The sequence below is a fragment of the Cellulosimicrobium sp. So1_17 genome (assembly GCF_055181235.1).
The window spans coordinates 527,647-547,340 of record NZ_CM143702.1 but is presented as its reverse complement, the minus strand read 5'-3'; the positions used below and the strand labels follow the sequence as shown (position 1 = coordinate 547,340).

14 protein-coding genes are annotated in these 19,694 nt (G+C 74.5%); 1 reads left to right on the top strand and 13 read right to left on the bottom strand.

Translation table 11 applies throughout. From position 1 onward, the window contains the following. Positions 1-22: 22 nt before the first annotated feature. From ACZCLJ_RS02420 to ACZCLJ_RS02360, 13 genes are all read right to left on the bottom strand, one after another. Positions 23-1,876 (bottom strand): ABC transporter ATP-binding protein, encoded by a 1,854-nt coding sequence (locus ACZCLJ_RS02420; protein WP_251151172.1) that lies wholly within the window; start codon positions 1,874-1,876, stop codon positions 23-25. Beyond that, positions 1,873-3,786: an ABC transporter ATP-binding protein gene (locus ACZCLJ_RS02415; protein WP_251151261.1), complete on the bottom strand. Its 1,914-nt coding sequence runs from the start codon at positions 3,784-3,786 to the stop codon at positions 1,873-1,875. The genes ACZCLJ_RS02420 and ACZCLJ_RS02415 overlap by 4 nt, the downstream gene beginning before the upstream one ends. Before the next feature lie 263 nt (positions 3,787-4,049). Next, positions 4,050-4,820: an imidazole glycerol phosphate synthase subunit HisF gene (gene hisF, locus ACZCLJ_RS02410; RefSeq protein WP_463105338.1), complete on the bottom strand. Its 771-nt coding sequence runs from the start codon at positions 4,818-4,820 to the stop codon at positions 4,050-4,052. Next, positions 4,817-5,767: an FKBP-type peptidyl-prolyl cis-trans isomerase gene (locus ACZCLJ_RS02405; protein ID WP_463105337.1), complete on the bottom strand. Its 951-nt coding sequence runs from the start codon at positions 5,765-5,767 to the stop codon at positions 4,817-4,819. Before ACZCLJ_RS02405 ends, hisF begins: the two co-directional genes overlap by 4 nt. Positions 5,768-5,863: 96 nt before the next feature. Then, entirely contained in the window at positions 5,864-7,225 is a 1,362-nt protein-coding gene (pafA, locus tag ACZCLJ_RS02400; protein ID WP_251151175.1) for a Pup--protein ligase, read from the bottom strand. A gap of 6 nt (positions 7,226-7,231) precedes the next feature. Continuing rightward, entirely contained in the window at positions 7,232-7,993 is a 762-nt protein-coding gene (gene prcA, locus ACZCLJ_RS02395; protein ID WP_251151176.1) for a proteasome subunit alpha, read from the bottom strand. After that, a complete protein-coding gene (prcB, locus tag ACZCLJ_RS02390) occupies positions 7,990-8,877 on the bottom strand; it encodes a proteasome subunit beta (RefSeq protein ID WP_251151177.1) in 888 nt (295 codons plus the stop codon). The genes prcA and prcB overlap by 4 nt, the downstream gene beginning before the upstream one ends. A 19-nt stretch (positions 8,878-8,896) precedes the next feature. Next, complete coding sequence (locus ACZCLJ_RS02385; protein ID WP_251151178.1) at positions 8,897-9,097, bottom strand: ubiquitin-like protein Pup; 201 nt, start codon at positions 9,095-9,097, stop codon at positions 8,897-8,899. A 135-nt stretch (positions 9,098-9,232) separates the two neighbouring features. Then, positions 9,233-10,867, bottom strand: a complete 1,635-nt coding sequence (dop, locus tag ACZCLJ_RS02380; RefSeq protein WP_463106339.1) for a depupylase/deamidase Dop — start codon at positions 10,865-10,867, stop codon at positions 9,233-9,235. Between the two features lie 573 nt (positions 10,868-11,440). After that, positions 11,441-13,093 (bottom strand): proteasome ATPase, encoded by a 1,653-nt coding sequence (gene arc, locus ACZCLJ_RS02375; protein WP_251151179.1) that lies wholly within the window; start codon positions 13,091-13,093, stop codon positions 11,441-11,443. A gap of 190 nt (positions 13,094-13,283) precedes the next feature. Then, a complete protein-coding gene (locus ACZCLJ_RS02370) occupies positions 13,284-14,315 on the bottom strand; it encodes a tRNA (adenine-N1)-methyltransferase (RefSeq protein WP_463106338.1) in 1,032 nt (343 codons plus the stop codon). Between the two features lie 187 nt (positions 14,316-14,502). Beyond that, positions 14,503-15,684 (bottom strand): site-2 protease family protein, encoded by a 1,182-nt coding sequence (locus tag ACZCLJ_RS02365; RefSeq protein WP_463105336.1) that lies wholly within the window; start codon positions 15,682-15,684, stop codon positions 14,503-14,505. A gap of 9 nt (positions 15,685-15,693) precedes the next feature. Beyond that, positions 15,694-18,438, bottom strand: coding sequence for an ATP-binding protein (locus ACZCLJ_RS02360; RefSeq protein WP_463105335.1), 2,745 nt, complete (start codon positions 18,436-18,438; stop codon positions 15,694-15,696). 153 nt (positions 18,439-18,591) lie between these two features. Here ACZCLJ_RS02360 and ACZCLJ_RS02355 point away from each other — a divergent pair, with 153 nt between their 5' ends. Further along, positions 18,592-19,674 (top strand): class I SAM-dependent methyltransferase, encoded by a 1,083-nt coding sequence (locus ACZCLJ_RS02355; protein WP_251151182.1) that lies wholly within the window; start codon positions 18,592-18,594, stop codon positions 19,672-19,674. The last annotated feature ends 20 nt before the right edge of the window (positions 19,675-19,694 follow it).

Below are 19,694 nucleotides of genomic sequence, written 5' to 3'. Positions count from 1 at the left end.
CCCCGGACGGACGTGGGACCGGTCACCGCGTCTGCGAGACCCACGCGTCGTGCATGTGCGCGTAGACGCCGCCGGCGCGCACGAGCTCGTCGTGGTGCCCGAGCTCGACGACGTGCCCGGCGTCGACCACGACGACGAGGTCGGCGGCCTCGGCCGTGGACAGGCGGTGCGCGATCGTGAGCGTCGACCGCCCCGCCGTGAGCGACGCGAGGGCGCGCGCGATCCGCACCTCGGTCGCCGGGTCGACGGCGGACGTCGCCTCGTCGAGGACGAGCAGGTCGGCCTCCGCGAGGTACGCGCGCAGGAGCGCGACGAGCTGACGCTCCCCCGCCGACAACGACTCCCCGCGCTGGCCGACCTCGGTGTCGAGGCCGTCGGGCAGGTCCGCGACCCAGTCGGCGAGACCGAGCCGTTCGACCGCCGCCTCGATCTGTCCGCGCTCCGGCGTGCCCGCCGCGGGGTCGCCCACGTCGCCCCGCAGGCCGTAGGCCACGTTGTCGGCGAGCGTGCCGTCGAAGAGGAAGCCCTCCTGCGGGACGAGCACGACGCGCTCGCGGAGGCTCGCGGTGCGGAGCTCGCGCAGGTCGACCCCGTCGAGCAGCACCCGGCCGGCGGTGGGGTCCATGAGCCGCGTGACGAGCTTCGCGATCGTCGTCTTGCCCGACCCGGTCGCGCCGACCACCGCGACCGAGGCGCGGGCCGGCAGGTCGAGGTCGACCCCGTGCAGCACCTCCGGGCCGTCGGGGTACGCGAACCGCACGCCCTCGAGACGCACGTGCGCCGGTCCGCGCGGACTCGTGACGCCGTCCTCGCCCGGGTCGACGACCTCGACCGGGGTCTCCAGGACCGCGAGCACGCGCCGCCAGCCCGCCACGGCGTTCTGCAGCTCGTTGAGGATCTCGGTCGCCATCTGGACCGGCCCCGTGAAGAGCTGGACGAGGAAGAGGAACGCGAGGAGCCGGCCCACGGAGATGTCGCCCGCGACGCCCAGGAGCGACCCGACGACCACGACGACGGCCAGGACGAGGTTCGCGACGAGGACGCCGCTGGAGAAGACCACCGCGACGAGCTTCTGCGCGCGGACCATCGCCCGGCGCGTGCCGTCGACGGCGGAGTCGATCCGCCGCGCGGTGCGCGCGCCCGCGCCGTAGGCCCGGATGGTCTCGGCGCCGACCACGGACTCGGAGATCGCGCCGAGCATCGCGCCGACGCGCGCCCGCACGGTCGTGTAGGCGTCGTTGACGCGCCGCTGCGCGGGACGCAGCACGAGGAAGAGGGGCACGAAGCAGGCCCACACGACGAGCGTGAGCTGCCACGAGTAGATCGCCATGAGCACCGTCGCGACGCCGATCTGCAGCACGGAGACGAGCAGCATGATGCCGCCCCACTGCACGAACAGCGAGATGGTGTCGACGTCGCTCGTCACGCGGGAGACGAGCGAACCGCGGCGCTCGGTGTTCTGCGTGAGGACCGACAGGTCGTGGACGTGGCGGAAGGCGCGCACGCGCAGGTGCGCGAGCCCTGCCTCCGTCGACCGGAAGAGCCGGACGTTGACGAGCGCCGAGCACAGGCCCGCGACCACGAGCACCGCCGCGGCCGCGCCGACGAGCATCCCGACGCGTGCCGTGTCGGGCCCGCCGTCGGCGAGGATCCCGGTGTCGATCGTCTGCTGGACGGTCACGGGCACGACGACGCGGCCGAGCGCCGCCGCGACCGCGAGGCCGAGGGTGATCCAGAGCCCGTCGAGGATCTGCGGCGAGACCTGGACGCCGCGGCGCAGCGTCGCGAGCACGCCGAGCGAGCTCGCCGAGGCGATGCGCGAGTCGGCGGTCGCGCGCGTGGTCGTGCCCGGGTCCTGGGCCGTCGTGGTCGTCATTCCTCCAGCGCCCCTGCCTCGGTCCGACGCACGACGTCGTCCGCCTCGTCCTCACGCCAGCCCTCGCGCCGGTCCGGGTCCCCCGTCGAGGGCTCGGCCGTCTCGTCGGCGGCCTGCTCCTCGTGCCGACGGATCTCGTCGTCCGCGGCGTCCTGCTCGTCCGCGGCGCGCCGTTCCGCCTCGCGCGCGTAGGCGGTCGCGAGCTCGCGGTACCCGGGGTCGCGCGCGAGCAGCTCCTCGTGCGTCCCGACGTCGACCACGCGACCCGACCCGACGTGCACGACGACGTCCGCGAGCGCCACGCTCGCCATGCGGTACGCGACCATGACGACCGTCGGCCGGTCCCGGCCCTCGTCCCGCAGCCCGGCGAGGATCTGCTGCTCGACGCGCGGGTCGACGGCTGACGTGGCGTCGTCGAGCACGAGCAGACGCGGGCGCCGGACGAGGGCGCGGGCGATGGCGAGCCGCTGGCGCTGTCCGCCGGAGAGGTTCGCGCCCCGCTCGCCGAGGGGGGCGTCGAGCCCGCCGGGCAGCCGCTCGATCACGTCGTCGACGCGCGCGAGCCGCAGCGCGTCCCAGACCTGGTCGTCGTCGGGACCGGTGCCCTCGTCGGCGAGGGTGACGTTCGAGCGCACGGTGTCCTCGAACACGAACGCCTGCTGCGCGACGAGCGCGACCTGCGCGGTGAGGTCGGACTGCCGGACCTCGCGCACGTCGGTGCCGTCGAGCGTGACCCGGCCCCGCGTGGGGTCGGACAGGCGCGCGAGGAGGGACACGAGGGTCGTCTTGCCCGCGCCCGTCGAGCCCACGACCGCGACCGTGCTGCCGGGCGCGAGGTCGAGGTCGATCCCGTCGAGCAGCGTGACCGGACGGCCGCCGGGGCGGACGTCGACGCCCACGTCCTCGAACCGCACCCGGACACCGCCCGCGCCGGCGAGGGTCCGCGCGCCCGGGACGAGCCCCGTCCCGGCGTCGACGACGCGGCTGATGCGCTCGTACCCGACGAGGCCGCGCGGCAGCTCGCCGAGGACCCAGCCGAAGGCGCGCACCGGGACGGCCATGATGGTCAGGAGGTACGCCGCCGTGACGATCTCGCCCGCCTGGACGCCGCCCGCCGCGAGGCGCACGGTGCCCACCCCGAGCACGAGGAGCGTGCCGAGGGACGGCAGCAGCTCGATGACCGGGTCGAAGAAGGCCCGCACGACGCCCACGCGGACGTTCGCGCCGCGCAGGGCGTCGGTGCGCTCCGCGAAGCGGCGCTCCTCCCGGTCCGCGGTGCCGAGCGACGTGACGAGCAGGGCCGCCTCGAAGCTCTCGTGCGCGACGTCGGCCACTTCCGCGCGCAGCTGCTGGGCGCGGGTGATCGCGGGCGACATGTAGCGCTGGAAGACGACGTTGACGGCGACGGCCACCGGGATGACGACGAGCGCGGCGCACGCCAGCCACACGTCGACGCGGAACAGCATGACCGCGGCGACCCCGATCATCACGACGACGCCGAGCGCGAAGGGCAGCGGGTTGAAGACCCCGGTCGCGGCCTCGACGTCGGAGCTCGCGTTCGACAGGAGCTGCCCGGCCGGGTGCGCGCGGTGCCACGACATGGGCAGCCGCAGGTACTGCCGCGTCACGGCCGTGCGGTGGCGGGCCTGGAGCGCCGCGTAACCGTTCCCGGCGAAGATACGCCGCGCGGCGACGCTCGCCGCGAGGGAGACGGCGATGCCCGCGAGCACGAGGCCCGCGATCCAGATGCGGTCCCGCGCGGCCTCGTCACCCGCGAGCGCCGGCACGACGACCTCGTCGGTGACGGTGCCGATCGCGGCGCTCACGCCGACCGTCAGCGCGCCGAAGACCGCGGACGAGCCGATCGCGAGGACGTACGTGCGCGGCTCGTCGCGCAGGCCACGGCCCATGAGGGCGAGCGAGCGGCGCACGCGCGACCCGGTGAGGCCGTGGGGGCGACGGACCCGCGGTTCCGCGGGGAGGGAGTCAGGGACGGAGGGCTGGGCGTCGGCACCGTTCGGGCGCGTCGTGCTGCCGGGCACGGGACGTACCTCGTCTTTCGTTCGGGATCCGACGATCCTCTCACGAGGAATCGGTCCTGCCCGAGCCCGGTGCGCCGGTCCGGCCGCTTCCGGCACGCCCGCACCCCGCCGTCATCCGGCGCGTGCCCGGCTCAGCGCACCTCGATGCCTGCGTCGCGCAGCGCGTCCTTCACCTGCCCGACGGTGAGCGCGCCGAAGTGGAAGACGCTCGCGGCGAGGACCGCGTCCGCCCCCGCCCGCGCCGCCTCGGCGAAGTGCTCGGTGGTACCGGCTCCCCCGCTCGCGATGAGCGGTACGCGGACCTCGCGCCGCACCGCGGCGAACATCTCGAGGTCGAAGCCCGACGTCGTCCCGTCCGCGTCCATCGAGTTGAGCAGGATCTCGCCCGCCCCGAGCTCGGCCGCGCGCGCGGCCCAGCCGACCGCGTCGATGCCCGTGCCGCGTCGCCCGCCGTGGGTCGTCACCTCGTACCCCGAGTCCGTGCGCGCGTCCCCGGTGGTGCGGCGCGCGTCGACCGACAGCACGAGCACCTGGCTGCCGAACCGGTCGGCGATCTCGGCGATGAGCTCGGGGCGCGCGATCGCGGCCGTGTTCACCCCGACCTTGTCGGCCCCCGCGCGCAGGAGCCGGTCGACGTCGTCGACCGCACGCACGCCGCCGCCCACGGTGAGCGGCACGAACACCTGCTCGGCGGTGCGACGCACGACGTCGTACGTCGTCTCGCGGTTGCCGGAGGACGCCGAGACGTCGAGGAACGTCACCTCGTCCGCGCCCTCGCGGTCGTAGCGGGACGCGAGCTCGACGGGGTCGCCCGCGTCGCGCAGGTTCTCGAAGTTCACGCCCTTGACGACGCGTCCCGCGTCGACGTCGAGGCACGGGATCACGCGGATCGCGACGGTCATGAGGTCTCTCCTTGGTCGGTCGGCGCCTCGCCGGTCTGGTCGGGCGCGGCAGGATCGGCCCCGCCCGCCGCCTCCTCCGCAGTCACGGGGAAGTGCGCGTCGAGGATGTCGACGACGTACACGAGCGTCTCGCCCGCGAGCGGGCTCGCGGTGCCCTCGTAGCCGAGCTCCGGCGGGACGACGAGCATGACCTGGCTGCCCACGGACTGCTCGAGCAGCCCCTGCTCCCAGCCCTCGATCACCTCGCCGAGGCCGATCATCACGGACGACGGGGCCGCGTCCGGCGCCCACGAGGTGTCGAACACCTCGCCGTCCGACCAGCGCACCCCCGTGAAGCGGACCGTGACGACCTGGCCCGCCTCGACCTGACGTCCGTCGCCGCGGATCAGCGGCCGGATCCCGAGGTCGCCCGGCGGGGCGGCGTCCGGCGGGATCGTGATCGTCGGGGCACCGTCCTCGCCGAGCGTCACCGTCGGTACGCCCTCGGCGGCCGCGGGCGCGACGGCCTCCCCGTCCGCCCGGGTCGGCAGCACGTCGACCACGAGGACGACGGGGACGCCGTCGTCCTCCTCGACGTGCAGCAGGCGCGCCCCGACGCGCTGCCCGCGCAGCTCGTCGGCCAGCTCGCTGCCCACGGAGGAGTCGTCGAGCGTGAGCCACTGCGGCGCGTCGGCGTAGGTGTTCTGCAGCACCGTCGCGTCCCGCGCGTCCTGCGCGTAGAGGTTGAGGAGCACCGGGTCGCCGTCCACGAGCTCGCGTCCGGTCCCCGGCCACACCACCTCGGAACGCACCTCCGGCACGTCGAGCGGGGGCGTGTACTCGAGGGTGGGGGGCGACCCCGCGGAGCCGGTCACCTCGAGCGCGGTGTTCGCCGGCGTCGACGGCGTGTCCCCGGGCTCCTCGCACGCCCCCAGCAGGAGGGTGGCGGCGACCACCAGCCCGGTCACGAACGCTCCGCGCACGCGCCGTCGTACCGGCCGTGCCGTCCCCGCGAAGGGCCGCACGACCGCCGGAACCACCGTCCTCACATCACGCCCCGCACGTCACATCGACTCGATGAGTCGTTCCACGCGCTCGTCGACGCTGCGGAAGGGGTCCTTGCACAGCACCGTGCGCTGCGCCTGGTCGTTGAGCTTGAGGTGCACCCAGTCGACCGTGTAGTCGCGGCGGGCCTCCTGTGCGGCGCGCACGAAGTCGCCGCGCAGCTTGGCGCGGGTCGTCTGCGGCGGGACCGCGGTCGACTCGAAGACCTCGAGGTCGGTCGTGATGCGCTCGACCATGCCGCGCGCCGCGAGGAGGTTGTACAGGCCCTCGGTGCGCGAGATGTCGTGGTAGGCCAGGTCGAGGCGGGCGATGCGCGGGTCGTCGAGCTCGAGGCCGTGCTTGGCCTGGTAGCGCTGGATGAGCCGGTACTTGATCACCCAGTCGAGCTCGCGGTCGACGAGCGAGAGGTCGCCCGACTCGAGCGCGCGCAGCCCGCGCTCCCACAGGTCGAGGACCTGCTTGACGACCGGCGTCGGGGAGACTCCCGCCTCGACGAACTCCTTGACGCGCTGCAGGTACTCGCCCTGCAGGTCGATCGCCGTGACCGTGCGCCCGCTCGCGAGCTGGACGGGCTGCTTGCCCGTCATGTCGTGGCTGATCTCGCGGATCGCGCGGATCGGGTTCTCCAGCGCGAGGTCCCGCATCGGCACGCCGGCCTCGATCATGCGCAGGATGAGGTCGGTCGTGCCGACCTTGAGCATGGTCGTCGTCTCCGCCATGGACGAGTCGCCCACGATGACGTGCAGCCGTCGGTAGCTCTCCGCGTCGGCATGCGGCTCGTCGCGCGTGTTGATGATGGGCCGCGAGCGCGTGGTCGCGCTCGACACGGCCTCCCAGATGTGGTCGGCGCGCTGCGACAGGCAGTAGACCGCGCCCCGCGGGGTGGAGAGCACCTTGCCGGCCCCGGTGAGCACCTGCCGCGTGATGAGGAACGGCACGAGCACGTCCGACAGCCGCGCGAAGTCGCCCTGGCGGCGCACGAGGTAGTTCTCGTGGCACCCGTAGGAGTTGCCCGCCGAGTCCGTGTTGTTCTTGAACAGGTGGATGCGACCGGGCAGCCCCTCGTGCTCGAGGCGCTGCTGCGCGTCGGCGACGAGGCCCTCGAGGATCCGCTCCCCGCCGCGGTCGTAGGCGACGAGCTGGCGCACGTCGTCGCACTCCGCGGTCGCGTACTCCGGGTGGCTGCCCACGTCGAGGTACAGGCGCGAGCCGTTGCGCAGGAACACGTTCGACGAGCGCCCCCACGCCACGACCTTGCGGAACAGGTAGCGCGCGACCTCGTCGGCGGACAGCCCGCGACCGTCGTCCGACGCGCACGTCACGCCGTACTCGGTCTCGAGCCCGAAGATCCTGCGGTCCATGCCGTCCTACCCCTCGCTCGTCGCGCCGGGCGCGGGTTCGGCGTCGTCGCCCGTCGCCGGGGGCTCGCCGGGCGGCGCCTGCAGCAGGCCGTCGAGCACCGTCCCGGACAGGCGGCGGAACGCGCGGCGCGGTCGGGTGCGGTCGAGCACCGCGACCTCGAGCTGGTTCGCCGCGATCTCGCGCACCGGCTCGCCCTCGCCGCCCGAGCCCAGGGCCCGCACCGCGAGCCGCAGCACCTCGCCGAGCGACAGCCCGGGCTGCCACGCGTCGTCGAGGATGCGACCCAGCTGCTCCGACTGCCCGCCCATGACGACGTGACCCTGCTCGTCGGCCACGGAGCCGTCGTACGAGAGGCGGTAGATCTGGTCCTGCGCGGACGTCGGCCCCACCTCCGCGACGACGAGCTCGACCTCGAGCGGCTTGGACTCCGTGGTGAACACCGTGCCGAGCGTCTGGGCGTACGCGTTCGCCAGACCCCGCGCGTTGACGTCCGTCCGGTCGTAGGAGTAGCCGCGCAGGTCGGCGTACCGCACACCCGCGACCCGCAGGTTCTCGAACTCGTTGTACTTGCCGACCGCCGCGAACGCGATCCGGTCGTAGATCTCCGAGATCTTGTGCAGCGCGCGCGACGGGTTCTCCGTCGCGAACGCGATCCCGTCCTCGTACGCGAGCACGACGACGGAGCGACCCCGGGCGATGCCCTTGCGCGCGAAGTCCGCCCGGTCCTTCATGAGCTGCTCGGGCGAGACGTAGAACGGCATCGTCATGCGAGGTCACCTCCCTGCTCGGCCGCGCCACGACCGCCACCGGCGAGCCCGCGACGCTCGGCCACGATCTCCTCGACGACAGCCTCGAGCTCGGTCTCCGGGACCCGCGCGTAGCCGGCCCCCGTCACCACGGCGACGACCGGCCAGATCCGCCGGACCGTGTCGGGGCCGCCCGTCGCGGAGTCGTCGTCCGCGGCGTCGTACAGCGACTCGACGGCGACGCGCACGACCGCGTCCCGGTCCAGGCCCGGCCGCCACAGCTTCTTGAGCGCGCCGCGCGCGAACACCGATCCGGAGCCGACGCTGTGGTGGTCGCGCTCCTCGTAGCGCCCGCCCGTGACGTCGTAGGAGAAGATCCGGCCCTGCCCGCGGTCGAGGTCGAAGCCCGCGAACAGCGGCACCACGGCGAGGCCCTGCATCGCCATGCCGAGGTTCTGCCGGATCATCGTCGAGAGCCGGTTCGCCTTGCCGTCGAGCGACAGCAGCGTGCCCTCGATCTTCTCGTAGTGCTCGAGCTCGAGCTGGAACAGGCGCACGAGCTCGACCGCGAGGCCCGCCGTGCCGGCGATGCCGACGGCGGAGAACTCGTCCGCCGGGAAGACCTTCTCGATCTCTCGGTGCGCGATCATCGAGCCCATCGTCGCGCGCCGGTCACCGGCCATCACGACGCCGCCCGCGCCGTCGGCCCCGAACGTGCACGCCACGATCGTCGTGGCGTGCGGCGCCGCGGGTGCCGCGCCGGAACCCGCGTGCGACGCCGCGCGGTGCGACGGCAGCAGGTCCGGGGCGTGACCGGAGAGGAAGTCGAGGAACGACGACGACCCGGGGGTCGTGAACGTGTCGGGGAGCCGCCCGGGCAGGCGGTCGGACCGGTGGGTGCTCATCAGCGGTCGGCCACCCTTCCTACTCGCCGCCCTTCTGCACGAAGCCCCGGACGAAGGACTCCGCGTTCGTCTCCAGGACCTCGTCGATCTCCTCCAGGAGGGCGTCCACCTCGGCGTCGCGCGACTGCGCCTGCGGCGCGGTGGGGACCTCCGGGGCGTCCGGCTCGTCGTCCGGACGACGCTCCTCGTGCGACGCGTGGGTGCGCTCCGTACCCGCCATGGTGGCCTCCTCGTCCGCCGGTCGTGACCGGCGCTCGTCGTCCGACCCGTCCGCGACCTCGGCCGCGGACGGTTCCTGCTCGCACGCGACGCCCCGTGCGGGGCGCCGTCGTGCGTCCAGCCTAGTTCCTGACCGTCACCCCGGTGCCGCGAGACCCGCCAGGAGGGACGCCGCGTCGGGGCTCGCGTCGAGCAGCGCGCCGATGTGGGCGCGGCTCCCCCGCAGCGGATCCATCATCGGGACGCGCTGCAGCGACGGCGAACCCGGAACGTCGAAGATCACCGAGTCCCAGCTCGCCGCCGACACCTGGTCCCCGAACCGCGCCATGACCTCGCCGCGGAAGTACGCGCGCGTGTCCTCCGGCGCGTGGTGCACCGCCGCTCCCACCTCGCGCTCCGTGACGACCCGGTCGACCGCACCGGCCGCGAGCAGCCGGTGGTAGATCCCGCGCTCCGGCCGCACGTCGGACCACTGCAGGTCCAGCGCCGCGAGCCGCGAGTGGCCCCAGTCGAGACCGTCGCGCTCGCGCAGCCGGTCGAGCAGACGGAGCTTCGCGACCCACTCGACGTCGCGCGCGCACGACTCCCGGTCGGTCGCGAGGCGCGTCAGGACGGACCCCCAGCGCTCCAGGACGTCGCTCGTCGGGTCGTCGAGGCCGCGCTCGCCCGCGAACCGGCGCGAAGCCTCCGCGGCGACCTCGAGGTACTCGCGCTGGATCTCCAGCGCGGTGAGCGTCCGGCCGTCCGCGAGCCGCAGCCCCTGCGTCAGGTCGAGGTCGCGGCTCACACGCTGCACGTCGCCCACCGGGTCGGCGAGCCGCAGGCCCGCGAGGCGGGAACGCACCGCGGTGCCGAGCTCCTCGAGATGCTCGACGACGAACAGGACGAGCGACGTCGTGCCCGTCTTGAGGTACGTCGCCGTCTCGAAGAGGTTCGCGTCGCCGACGATGAGGTGCAGCCGCCGCCACCGCTGCCGGTCCGCGTGCGGCTCGTCGCGCGTGTTGACGATCGGGCGCCGCAGCGTCGTCTCCAGCCCCACCTCGGCCTCGACGTAGTCCGCGCGCTGCGAGACCTGGAACCCGTCCCCGTCGCCCGTGGGACCGAGCCCCACCCGCCCCGACCCGGCGAACACCTGTCGCGTGACGAGGAACGGCGTGAGGACCTCGACGATCACGCCGAACGGCACCGCGCGGTCCACGAGGTAGTTCTCGTGCGTGCCGTAGCTCGCGCCCTTGCCGTCGACGTTGTTCTTGTAGAGCACGACCGGGGCACCCGGCGCGTTCGCCAGCTCGCGCGACGCCGCCAGCATCACGCGCTCCCCCGCGACGTCCCAGCAGACCACGTCGTGCGGCACCGTGACCTCGGGCGACGAGTACTCCGGGTGCGCGTGGTCCACGTACAGCCGCGCGCCGTTCGTCAGGATGACGTTCGCCGCGCTCGGGTCGTCGTACTCCTCCGTCGTGGGCCGCGCGACCTCCTGGAACGAGGCGTCCGTCTCGTCGACCCCGTCCCCCGCGACCGGCCCCGACGGCGCCGGCGCGGCCGGGTCGTCCGTGAGCAAGGACGGGTGCGCCGACGCGCGCGGCACGTGGAACCCCCGCGCGTCCTGCAGCGGGTCCTCGTCGTCGTAGTCCCACCGCGCCCGGCCCCGCGCGCCGTCGCTGCGCGCGGCGAGCGCCCGGTACGTCGTGACGACCTGGCTCGACATGAGCATCGGGTTCGCCAGGGGCTGGCCCGGCTGCAGCACGCCGTACTCGGTCTCGATCCCCATGACCCGTCGAACGCTCACGCGCCCACCCTAAGCCGCACCTGCGACGACGCGTCGCCCGTGTCCATGGGTGGCGCGCCGTCGGTGCTCGGGCCGGCCGCGCATCGTGGCGCCCGGGTCCGGGGGTGGCGCGTCGCCGGTGCTCGGCCTGGTCGCGGCCATCGTGGCGCCCGGGTCCGCGGGTGGGGCGCCGTCGGTGCTCGGGCTGGCCGCGCCGTCACCACGGTCGTCCGGCTGTCCGTCTTGGGAGCGCGGCCTTGACGCCCTTCGCATCCGACGTCGCCCCACCCGCTCGTCCGTCGGCTCACCAGGGCGGGCCTCGCCAGACGCCGCCGCCCGCTCGTCCGACGGCGCGCCGCAGTCGACCGGCCCCGTGCCAGCCGGCCGGTCACCACCGCGCGTGGTGACGTCGGTACGCGACGGCGCCGGGGCGTGGCCGGAGGGGCGGCCGTGCCGGGTCGTGGTGGGTCTGGCGGGAGCGGTGCGAGGAACGAGCACCGCGGATGGTAGACCCGGCACGGCCGCCCCGGAGTGCCACGTCCCGGCGCACCCCGCGAACCGCGAACCCGCGACGTCCTACAGGTACTGGCCGGTGTTCGTGACGGTGTCGATGGTGCGCGGGGAGCCGCCCTCGCCCTTCTTCTGGACGATCGTGCGGATGAAGACGATGCGCTCGCCCTTCTTGCCGCTGATGCGCGCCCAGTCGTCGGGGTTCGTGGTGTTCGGCAGGTCCTCGTTCTCCTTGAACTCGTCGACGCACGCCGAGAGGAGGTGGTCGACGCGGATGCCGCGCTGCCCGGTCGCGAGGAGGTCCTTGATCGCGGACTTCTTCGCGCGGTCGACGACGTTCTGGATCATCGCGCCGGAGTTGAAGTCCTTGAAGTAGAGGATCTCCTTGTCGCCGCTCGCGTAGGTGACCTCGAGGAACTGGTTCTCCTCGTCCTCGGAGTACATGCGCTCGACGACGGAGCGGATCATCGCGTCGAGCACCTCGCGCTCGTCACCGCCGTGCTCGGCGAGGTCCGCCGCGTGGATCGGCAGGTCGTCGGTGAGGTACTTCGCGAAGATCTCCTTCGCGCCCTCGGCGTCGGGCCGCTCGATCTTGATCTTCACGTCGAGGCGTCCGGGCCGCAGGATCGCCGGGTCGATCATGTCCTCGCGGTTCGAGGCGCCGATGACGATGACGTTGTCGAGGCGCTCGACGCCGTCGATCTCGGACAGGAGCTGGGGCACGATCGTCGTCTCGACGTCCGACGAGAGGCCCGTGCCGCGCGTGCGGAAGAGCGACTCCATCTCGTCGAAGAACACGACCACGGGTGTGCCCTGGGACGCCTTCTCGCGCGCCCGGGCGAAGATCAGCCGGATGTGCCGCTCGGTCTCGCCGACGTACTTGTTGAGGAGCTCGGGTCCCTTGACGTTGAGGAAGAAGCTCTTCGCCGTGCCGGGCTCGACGTCCTCGCCGCGTGAGCGCGCGACGGTGTGGGCGAGCGAGTTCGCGACGGCCTTGGCGATGAGCGTCTTGCCGCAGCCGGGCGGACCGTAGAGCAGGACGCCCTTCGGCGGGCGCAGACCGTGCTCGCGGAACAGGTCGGGGTGCGTGAACGGCAGCTCGACGGCGTCGCGGATCTGCTCGATCTGCGGCCCGAGGCCTCCGATGTCCTCGTACCGGATGTCCGGCACCTCCTCCAGCACGAGCTCCTCGACCTCGGACTTCGGGATGACCTCGAACACGAAGCCCGAGCGCGTGTCGATCGTCAGGGAGTCGCCGACACGCAGCGCCGTGTGCGCGACGGACCCCGCGAGGCGCACGACGCGTTCCTCGTCGGCACGCCCGACGACGAGCGCGCGGTCGGCGTCGAGGATCTCCTTGACCGTGACGATCTCACCGGTGCGCTCGTAGCCGCCGGCGGCGACGACCGTCATGGCCTCGTTGAGCTTGACCTCCTGGCCGGGGCGCAGGCGTTCGACGTCGAGGCTCGGGCTCGCGCCCACGTGCATCTTGCGACCGGACGCGGACACGTCGACGGAGCCGTCCGCGTGCGCCGCGAGGAACACGGCGTAGGTGCCCGGGGGCTTGGCCAGGTCGTCGATCTGGCGCTTGAGGTCGAGGATCTGGTCCCGCGCGGCGCGCAACGCCTCGGCGAGCCTCTCGTTCTTCGCGGAGAGCAGTGCGAGCTCTCGCGCGCCGCTGGGCGCGCTCTCGTCGCTGCGGCCGAATGTCTCGCTCATCGGGTGTTCCCCTCTCGCCGGCGGCTCCCCCGGTCGCCGCACGGCGGCCGGGAGGCCCGCGGCGTGAGCCGCGACCTGCCGTGGTCGGCCACCACCGGCGATCGGGTTCTAGACCTTAGGCACAATTCTGGTCCGCGTACACGGACGACACCCACCGTGAGACGACGCGGTGCCGATCGTTACCGGAACGTCACGCGCCCGACACGTCGTCCGGGGCCTCCCGGACGACGCCCGTCGCGGCCTCCGACACGGCCCCCGACGTGGTCTCCGTGGCGGCCTCCGAGGCGTCCGCCCCGGGTGCCTGCCCGACGTCGCGCCGCACCCGGCGGATCTTCTTCTCCGACACGGGTCGCTCACCGAGCTCCTCGGGCGACCACTGCTCCGCGTCGGTCGGGTACGCGCCCTTCGCGGGCCGGCGCCTGCGCTCCGGCGGCGCGACGCCGTCGGCGAGACGCCGCGCGGTGAGGAGGAAGCCGGTGTGCCCGATCATGCGGTGCTGCGGGCGCACCGCGAGCCCTTCGAGGTGCCAGCCCCGGACCATCGACTCCCACGCGACCGGCTCGGCGTAGCGGCCGTCGGAACGCAGGTCCTCGGCGAGCCGGGACAGCTGCGTGGTGGTCGCGACGTAGCAGACGAGCACGCCGCCGGGCACGAGGGCGCGCGCCACGACGTCGAGGTTCTCCCACGGGGCGAGCATGTCGAGCACCACGCGGTCCACCGTGCCGTCGGGGGCGACGGTCGGCAGGACGTCGGCGAGGTCACCCACGGAGAGCGTCCACGCGGGGTGCTCGCCACCGAAGAAGTTCTCGACGTTGCCGCGCGCGATCGCCGCGAAGTCCTCGCGGCGCTCGATCGAGTGGAGGTCGCCCGCGTCGCCGACGGCGCGCAGGAGCGACATGGTCAGCGCGCCGGAGCCCACGCCCGCCTCGATCACGCGCGCACCGGGGAAGACGTCGGCCATCGCGACGATCTGCCCGGCGTCCTTGGGGTAGACCACCGCGGCGCCGCGCGGCATGGAGAGCACGTAGTCGGACAGCAGCGGGCGCAGCGCGAGGTACTCGATCTCCGCGGTGTTGCGGACGACAGAGCCCTCAGGGGCTCCGATGAGGTCGTCGTGCCGGAGGTAGCCCTTGTGCGTGTGGAACGTGGCTCCCGGCGCGAGCGTGATCGTGTGCAGACGGCCCCGGGGGTCCGTGAGCTGCACCTTGTCCCCCACGCGCAGCGGGCCACGCCGCTGGTCGGCACCCGTCGTGCCGGGGCGCGCTGGGCCGTCCGCGGTCTCGGGGGCGGAGGGCTGGCCGGGCGGGGTTGCGGTGGGCTCGTCGGTCACGGGCGACCATCCTACGGGGCCGCCTGCGCGGCCCGGCGAGCTCGGCCCTGCGCGAGCCGCACGAACCGTGGCGGACAGGTTAGCGGCGTCGTGCGTCGCGCAGCGCGGCGACGACCCGGGCGACCTCGAGCACCCCGACGACGCGGCCGCCGTCGGTCACGGGGACGACGGCCGCCTGCCGCCCCGCGCGGGCGAGCGCGGCGAGCATCTCCTGCCCGGCGAGGCCGGCGTCGACGGCGGCGCCGGGCGGCAGCGGCACGGCGACCGCGCCGACGGGCGTCGTCTCGGCGGCGTCGGGCGGGACCGCGGCGGCCGCGGCCGGGTCGACGTACCCGACGGACCGGCCACCGTCGTCGACGAGGACGGCCAGCACGTGCGGGCCGCCCGCGAGCGCCACGGCACGACCGGCCGCCGCGACCGAGGCGGTCGAGCCCACCGGGACGGCAGGCCGCGCGAGGCCCCGCACCGACAGGCCCGAGACCGCCTCGCGCGTCCGCCCGGCCGCGATCGCCTGCCCCGCGCCGGACCAGAGGAAGGCGCCGATGAGGGCCGCCCACGCGACGGTCCAGAGGGAGGGCTGCCGGCCGACCGACAGCGGCCACAGCAGCGCCCACGCGACGACGCCCACGGCGACGGCGCGGCCGACCCAGCCCGCGGCGACGGTGCCCGTGGTCCGCGAGCCGGTCGCCGCCCACACGGCGGACTCCAGGATCTGCCCGCCGTCGAGCGGGAGCCCGGGCAGGAGGTTGAAGAACCCGACGAACGCGTTGGAGAACGCGCCCGCGTACAGCAGCAGGGCGGGGACGGAGAAGACGTCCATCGCCTGGAAGGTGAGCCAGAACACGACCGCGAGCGCGAGGTTCGTCAGCGGTCCGACGACCGAGATGAGGAACCCGTCGAGCGGACGGGCCGACGTCCCGGAGTACGCGGTGTGCCCGCCCCACAGCGTCACCGCGAGCTCGGTCACGTGCTGGCCCCGGGCGCGGGCGACGAGCGCGTGCGCGACCTCGTGCAGGAAGACCGACCCGAACAGCAGCAGGACGAACGCGAAGGACACGAGGAACCGCTCGCCGCCGAGGTGGGGCGCGAGGTTCTCGACCGTCGGCGCGAACAGCACGGTGAGGATCGCGGCGGCCAGGAACCACGACGGCGTGAGGATGACGGGGGCGCCCGAGACGCGACCGATCACCCAGCCCTTGGTGCGCCCGGGCGCGTCCTGGCGTGCGGGCCTGCGGGGGGCTCGGGGCTCTGGTCCGTCCACCGGCACAGACTATGCGGTCGGCGGGTCCGCTCCCCGGAGCACGTCGGCGAGCTCCTCCCGGGAGTGGATGCCGAGCCGCGTGTACACCTTGCGCAGGTGGTACTCGATCGTCTTGGGGCTGAGGAACAGGGCCGCCGCCGCCTCGCGCGTCGTCCGTCCCTCCGTGAGGAGCAGGCAGACCTGCAGCTCCTGGGGGGTGAGTGCCCCGGGTCCCACCCCCTCCCGTGCGGCGACCCTCTCGCCGGTCGCCTCGAGCTCGACCCGCGTGCTGGCCGCCCAGACGACCGCCCCGAGGGCGTCGAACGTGCCCAGCGCGTCCCGCAGGAGCGGCCGGGCGTCGACGCGACGCCCGGCCCGGCGCAGCCGCATCCCGTAGGCGAGCTGCGTCCGGGCGCGCTCGAAGACGTCCCGGGTCCGCGCGTTACGGGCGAGGGCCGACGCGAAGTGCGCCTCGAACTCGTCCTCGGCGGCGACGAGCCCGAGCGCCCGGTCGGCGCGAGCGCGCGTCCAGGGTCGCCCGCTGGCCGTGGCGGAGGCCGCGAACCGTGCGGCGACAGCCCGGGCCGCCGCGGTCCTACCCGTCCGTCCCAGGGCGTCGACCAGCTCCGGCCCGGGGTGCAGGTCGGGGTCGCCCACACCCAGCTCCTCGAGCCGCGCGGCGAGCACCGTGAGCCGGTCCGCCGCCTCGTCCGGCCTGCCCTCCGACAGCGCGAGGTCGCCGAGCGCGAGCTCGCACCAGATCTCGCCGAAGAGCATCGACCGCTCACGGCAGAGCGCCGACGCGTCCGCCGCGTGCTGCCGGCACGCCGCGCTCCGCCCGGCGCGCGACTCGAGCCAGGTGAGTCCTGCGAGCGCCATGGCGAGCTCCCCGCCCTGGCCGGTCTCCCGGGCCAGTCGTGCGGCCTCGTCGTAGTTGGCCGCCGCCCGCTCCCACGCGTTCGACGTCGCCTGGTCCCGGGCCACGTGGAAGAGCACGTCGGGCAGCACGCCCACGCCCACGCGCGTGCGGACCTGGTCCACCAGGGCGCGCAGCGGCGCGCCGTCGACGGCGTCGCGCAGGAACAGCGGCGCCAGCATGAGCCAGGGCAGCGCGGCGGGGTGCGCGAGGGGGTCGACGTGCTCGGCCAGCAGCGCGACGGCGGCACGGAGTCGCGACGTGCTGTCCCGACCGAGGAGGACGCCCGACGCCCCGGACGACGCCAGCCCGACGGCCCGGGCCACGGGATCCGTCGTGTCGGGCAGGGACGCGACCAGCCGTGCCTCGACGCGACGCAGGGCGACCGTGTCGACGAGGTACATGCACGCCCGGCTCGCCTCCGCGAGGAGCAGGACTCGGTCGTCGACGGTGGCGAGGTCGGCCGCCCGCTCGAGCAGGTCGAGGCCGACGCGCGCCGAGCCCGAGCGCATCGCGAGGGTGGCGCGCAGCTCCGCTCCGTGCGCGGTGAGAGGACCGCTCGGCGGTTCGGCCTCGTCCAGGAGCGCCAGCGCCCGGTCGGGAAGGCCCCCTGACGCGGCAGCGCGTGCGGACGCGACGAGCCGCGTCCGCGCCGCACCGGTCGTCGGGCTCAGCCGGGCGGCGCGCTCGAGGGCGGTCGACGCGACGGTGAACGCCGTCCGTGCCGCCGCCCTGTCGCCGAGCTCCTCGAGGAGGGTCGCGACGTCCTCGTCGAGCCGGGTCGTGGCGGCGGCCAGGTGCCACGCGTGCCGGTCGGCGTCCACGGACGCGAGCTCGGCGGCGAGGCTGCCGTGCACCCGGCGGCGCACCTCCTGGTCGGCGGCCCCGTAGACCACCGAGCGCAGCAGCGGGTGGCGGAACGTGATGCGCTCGCCCTCGACCGTGAGCAGGCCCGCCCTCGCGGCACCGTCCAGACCGGTGGGGTCGAGGTCGAGCCGACGGCACGCGGCCCGGGTGAGCCGGAGGTCGCCCCCGGCGAGCGCCGCCACGAGCGCGACGGTCCGGTCGGCCGTCGACAGGGCGTCCAGCCGCCGCGCGAAGGACCTCTGGAGCCGCTCGGGGAGGGTGTGCGGGAACCCCGCCGCGGCGTCGCCCGCGGTCGGGTCGTCCAGCGGTTCGGCCGCGAGCTCGAGCAGGGCGAGGGGGTTCCCGCCGGTCTCCCGGTAGAGCTCGTCGAGCGCGCGCGACGGCCCGGACGGGAACGCCGCGGAGAGCAGCCGCGCGGCGGCGTCCGGTGCGATGCCGGCGAGGTCGAGCGCGGGCAGGTCGCGCACGGGCTCGGGGAGCTCGCCGCTGCGTCCCGCGACGAGCACCGCGACGGGGTCGTCGCGCACGCGGCGCGCGGCGAAGGCCAGCGCGTCGACCGACGGCCGGTCCGCCCAGTGCACGTCGTCCAGGACGACGACGACCGGGCCGTCCTCGGCATACCGGCTGAGCAGGCTCAGGGTCGCTGCGCCGATGGCGAACCGGTCCCTCCCGTCGCCGGGACGGAGGCTGAGCGCTGCCCCCAGCTCGACGGCCTGCGGGCCGGGGATGTCGTCGAGCAGCGGCAGGGCGGGCAGCAGCAGCGCGTGGAGCGCCGCGAACGGCAGGTCCCGCTCCACCTCCGCAGGCGTCACCTCGAGCACCCGCGTGACCCCGTCGCCGCCGACGGAGGTCGCGACGGCGTCGGCCAGGAGCGCGGTCTTGCCGATCCCCGGCTCCCCCGTGACGACCAGCGCGCCACCGCGGCCGAGACGCGCGGAGGCGAGGAGGCGGGAGACCGTCTCCTGCTCGGCGGCCCTGCCGAGGAGCACCACGTCCACAAGTCTAGGGAGCCGCCCGCGGGCCCGGCGGGACGAGGCCCCTGGCGCCGGACGACCAGGGGGGCCACCTGACGCGGGCGGTGCGGGCAGACGCCTACGTTCGCGGTACCGGCACCCGCCGGGACACCGACACGACAGGAGCATCCGATGAGCACCCCGACCGAGGCGCCCCCGGCCCTCGACATGGACGCCCTCATGGCGTTCGTCTTCCGCGCCGTCGACGAGGTCGGCGCGACCCTCAACGCGGCGCTCGTCGTCCTCGGCGACAAGCTCGGCTACTACCGGGACCTCGCGGCCCACGGGCCGACGACGCCGGCGGAGCTGGCCGAGCGCACCGGGACGGCCGAGCCGTACGCCCGGGAGTGGCTCAACGCCCAGGCCGCGGGCGACTACCTGACGTACGACCCGCCGTCGGGCCGCTACACGCTCCCGCCCGAGCAGGCGGTCGCGCTCACGGTCGAGGACAGCCCGGCGTTCCTGCCCGGCTTCTTCCAGCTCGCCCTGGGCACGGTGCACGACGTCGACCACGTGCTCGACGCCGCCCGGAGCGGCGGGGGGTACGGGTGGCACGAGCACGTCACCGACGTCCACGTCGGCTGCGAGCGGTTCTTCCGTCCCAGCTACCACGCGCACCTCGTCGACGAGTGGCTCCCCGCGCTGGACGGGGTCGTCGAGAAGCTGCAGGCGGGCGCCCTCGTCGCGGACGTGGGCTGCGGGCACGGTGCGTCGACCGTGCTCATGGCCCAGGCGTTCCCGGAGTCGCGGTTCGTGGGCTCCGACTACCACCCCGAGTCGATCGCCACCGCACGGCAGCGGGCGGCGGACGCGGGCGTCTCCGACCGTATCCGGTTCGAGGTCGCCTCGGCCCAGGAGCTCCCGGGGACGGGCTTCGATCTCGTGACGATGTTCGACTGCCTGCACGACATGGGCGACCCCGTCGGGGCGGCCGAGCAGGTCCGGCGCGCGCTGGCCCCGGACGGCACCTGGATGGTCGTCGAGCCGATGGCCGGGGACCACGTGGAGGACAACCTCAACCCCGTCGGTCGCGCCTACTACGGCTTCTCCACGCTGCTGTGCACGCCGGCGTCGCTGTCGCAGGACGTCGGGCTCGCGCTCGGCACGCAGGCCGGGCCGGCCCGCATCCGGGACGTCGCGACCGCGGCGGGCTTCGGCCGGTTCGCGTCCGTCGCCGAGACGCCGTTCAACCGCGTCCTGGAGATCCGGGCCTGACGCTCGGGGGCCGGGAGGAG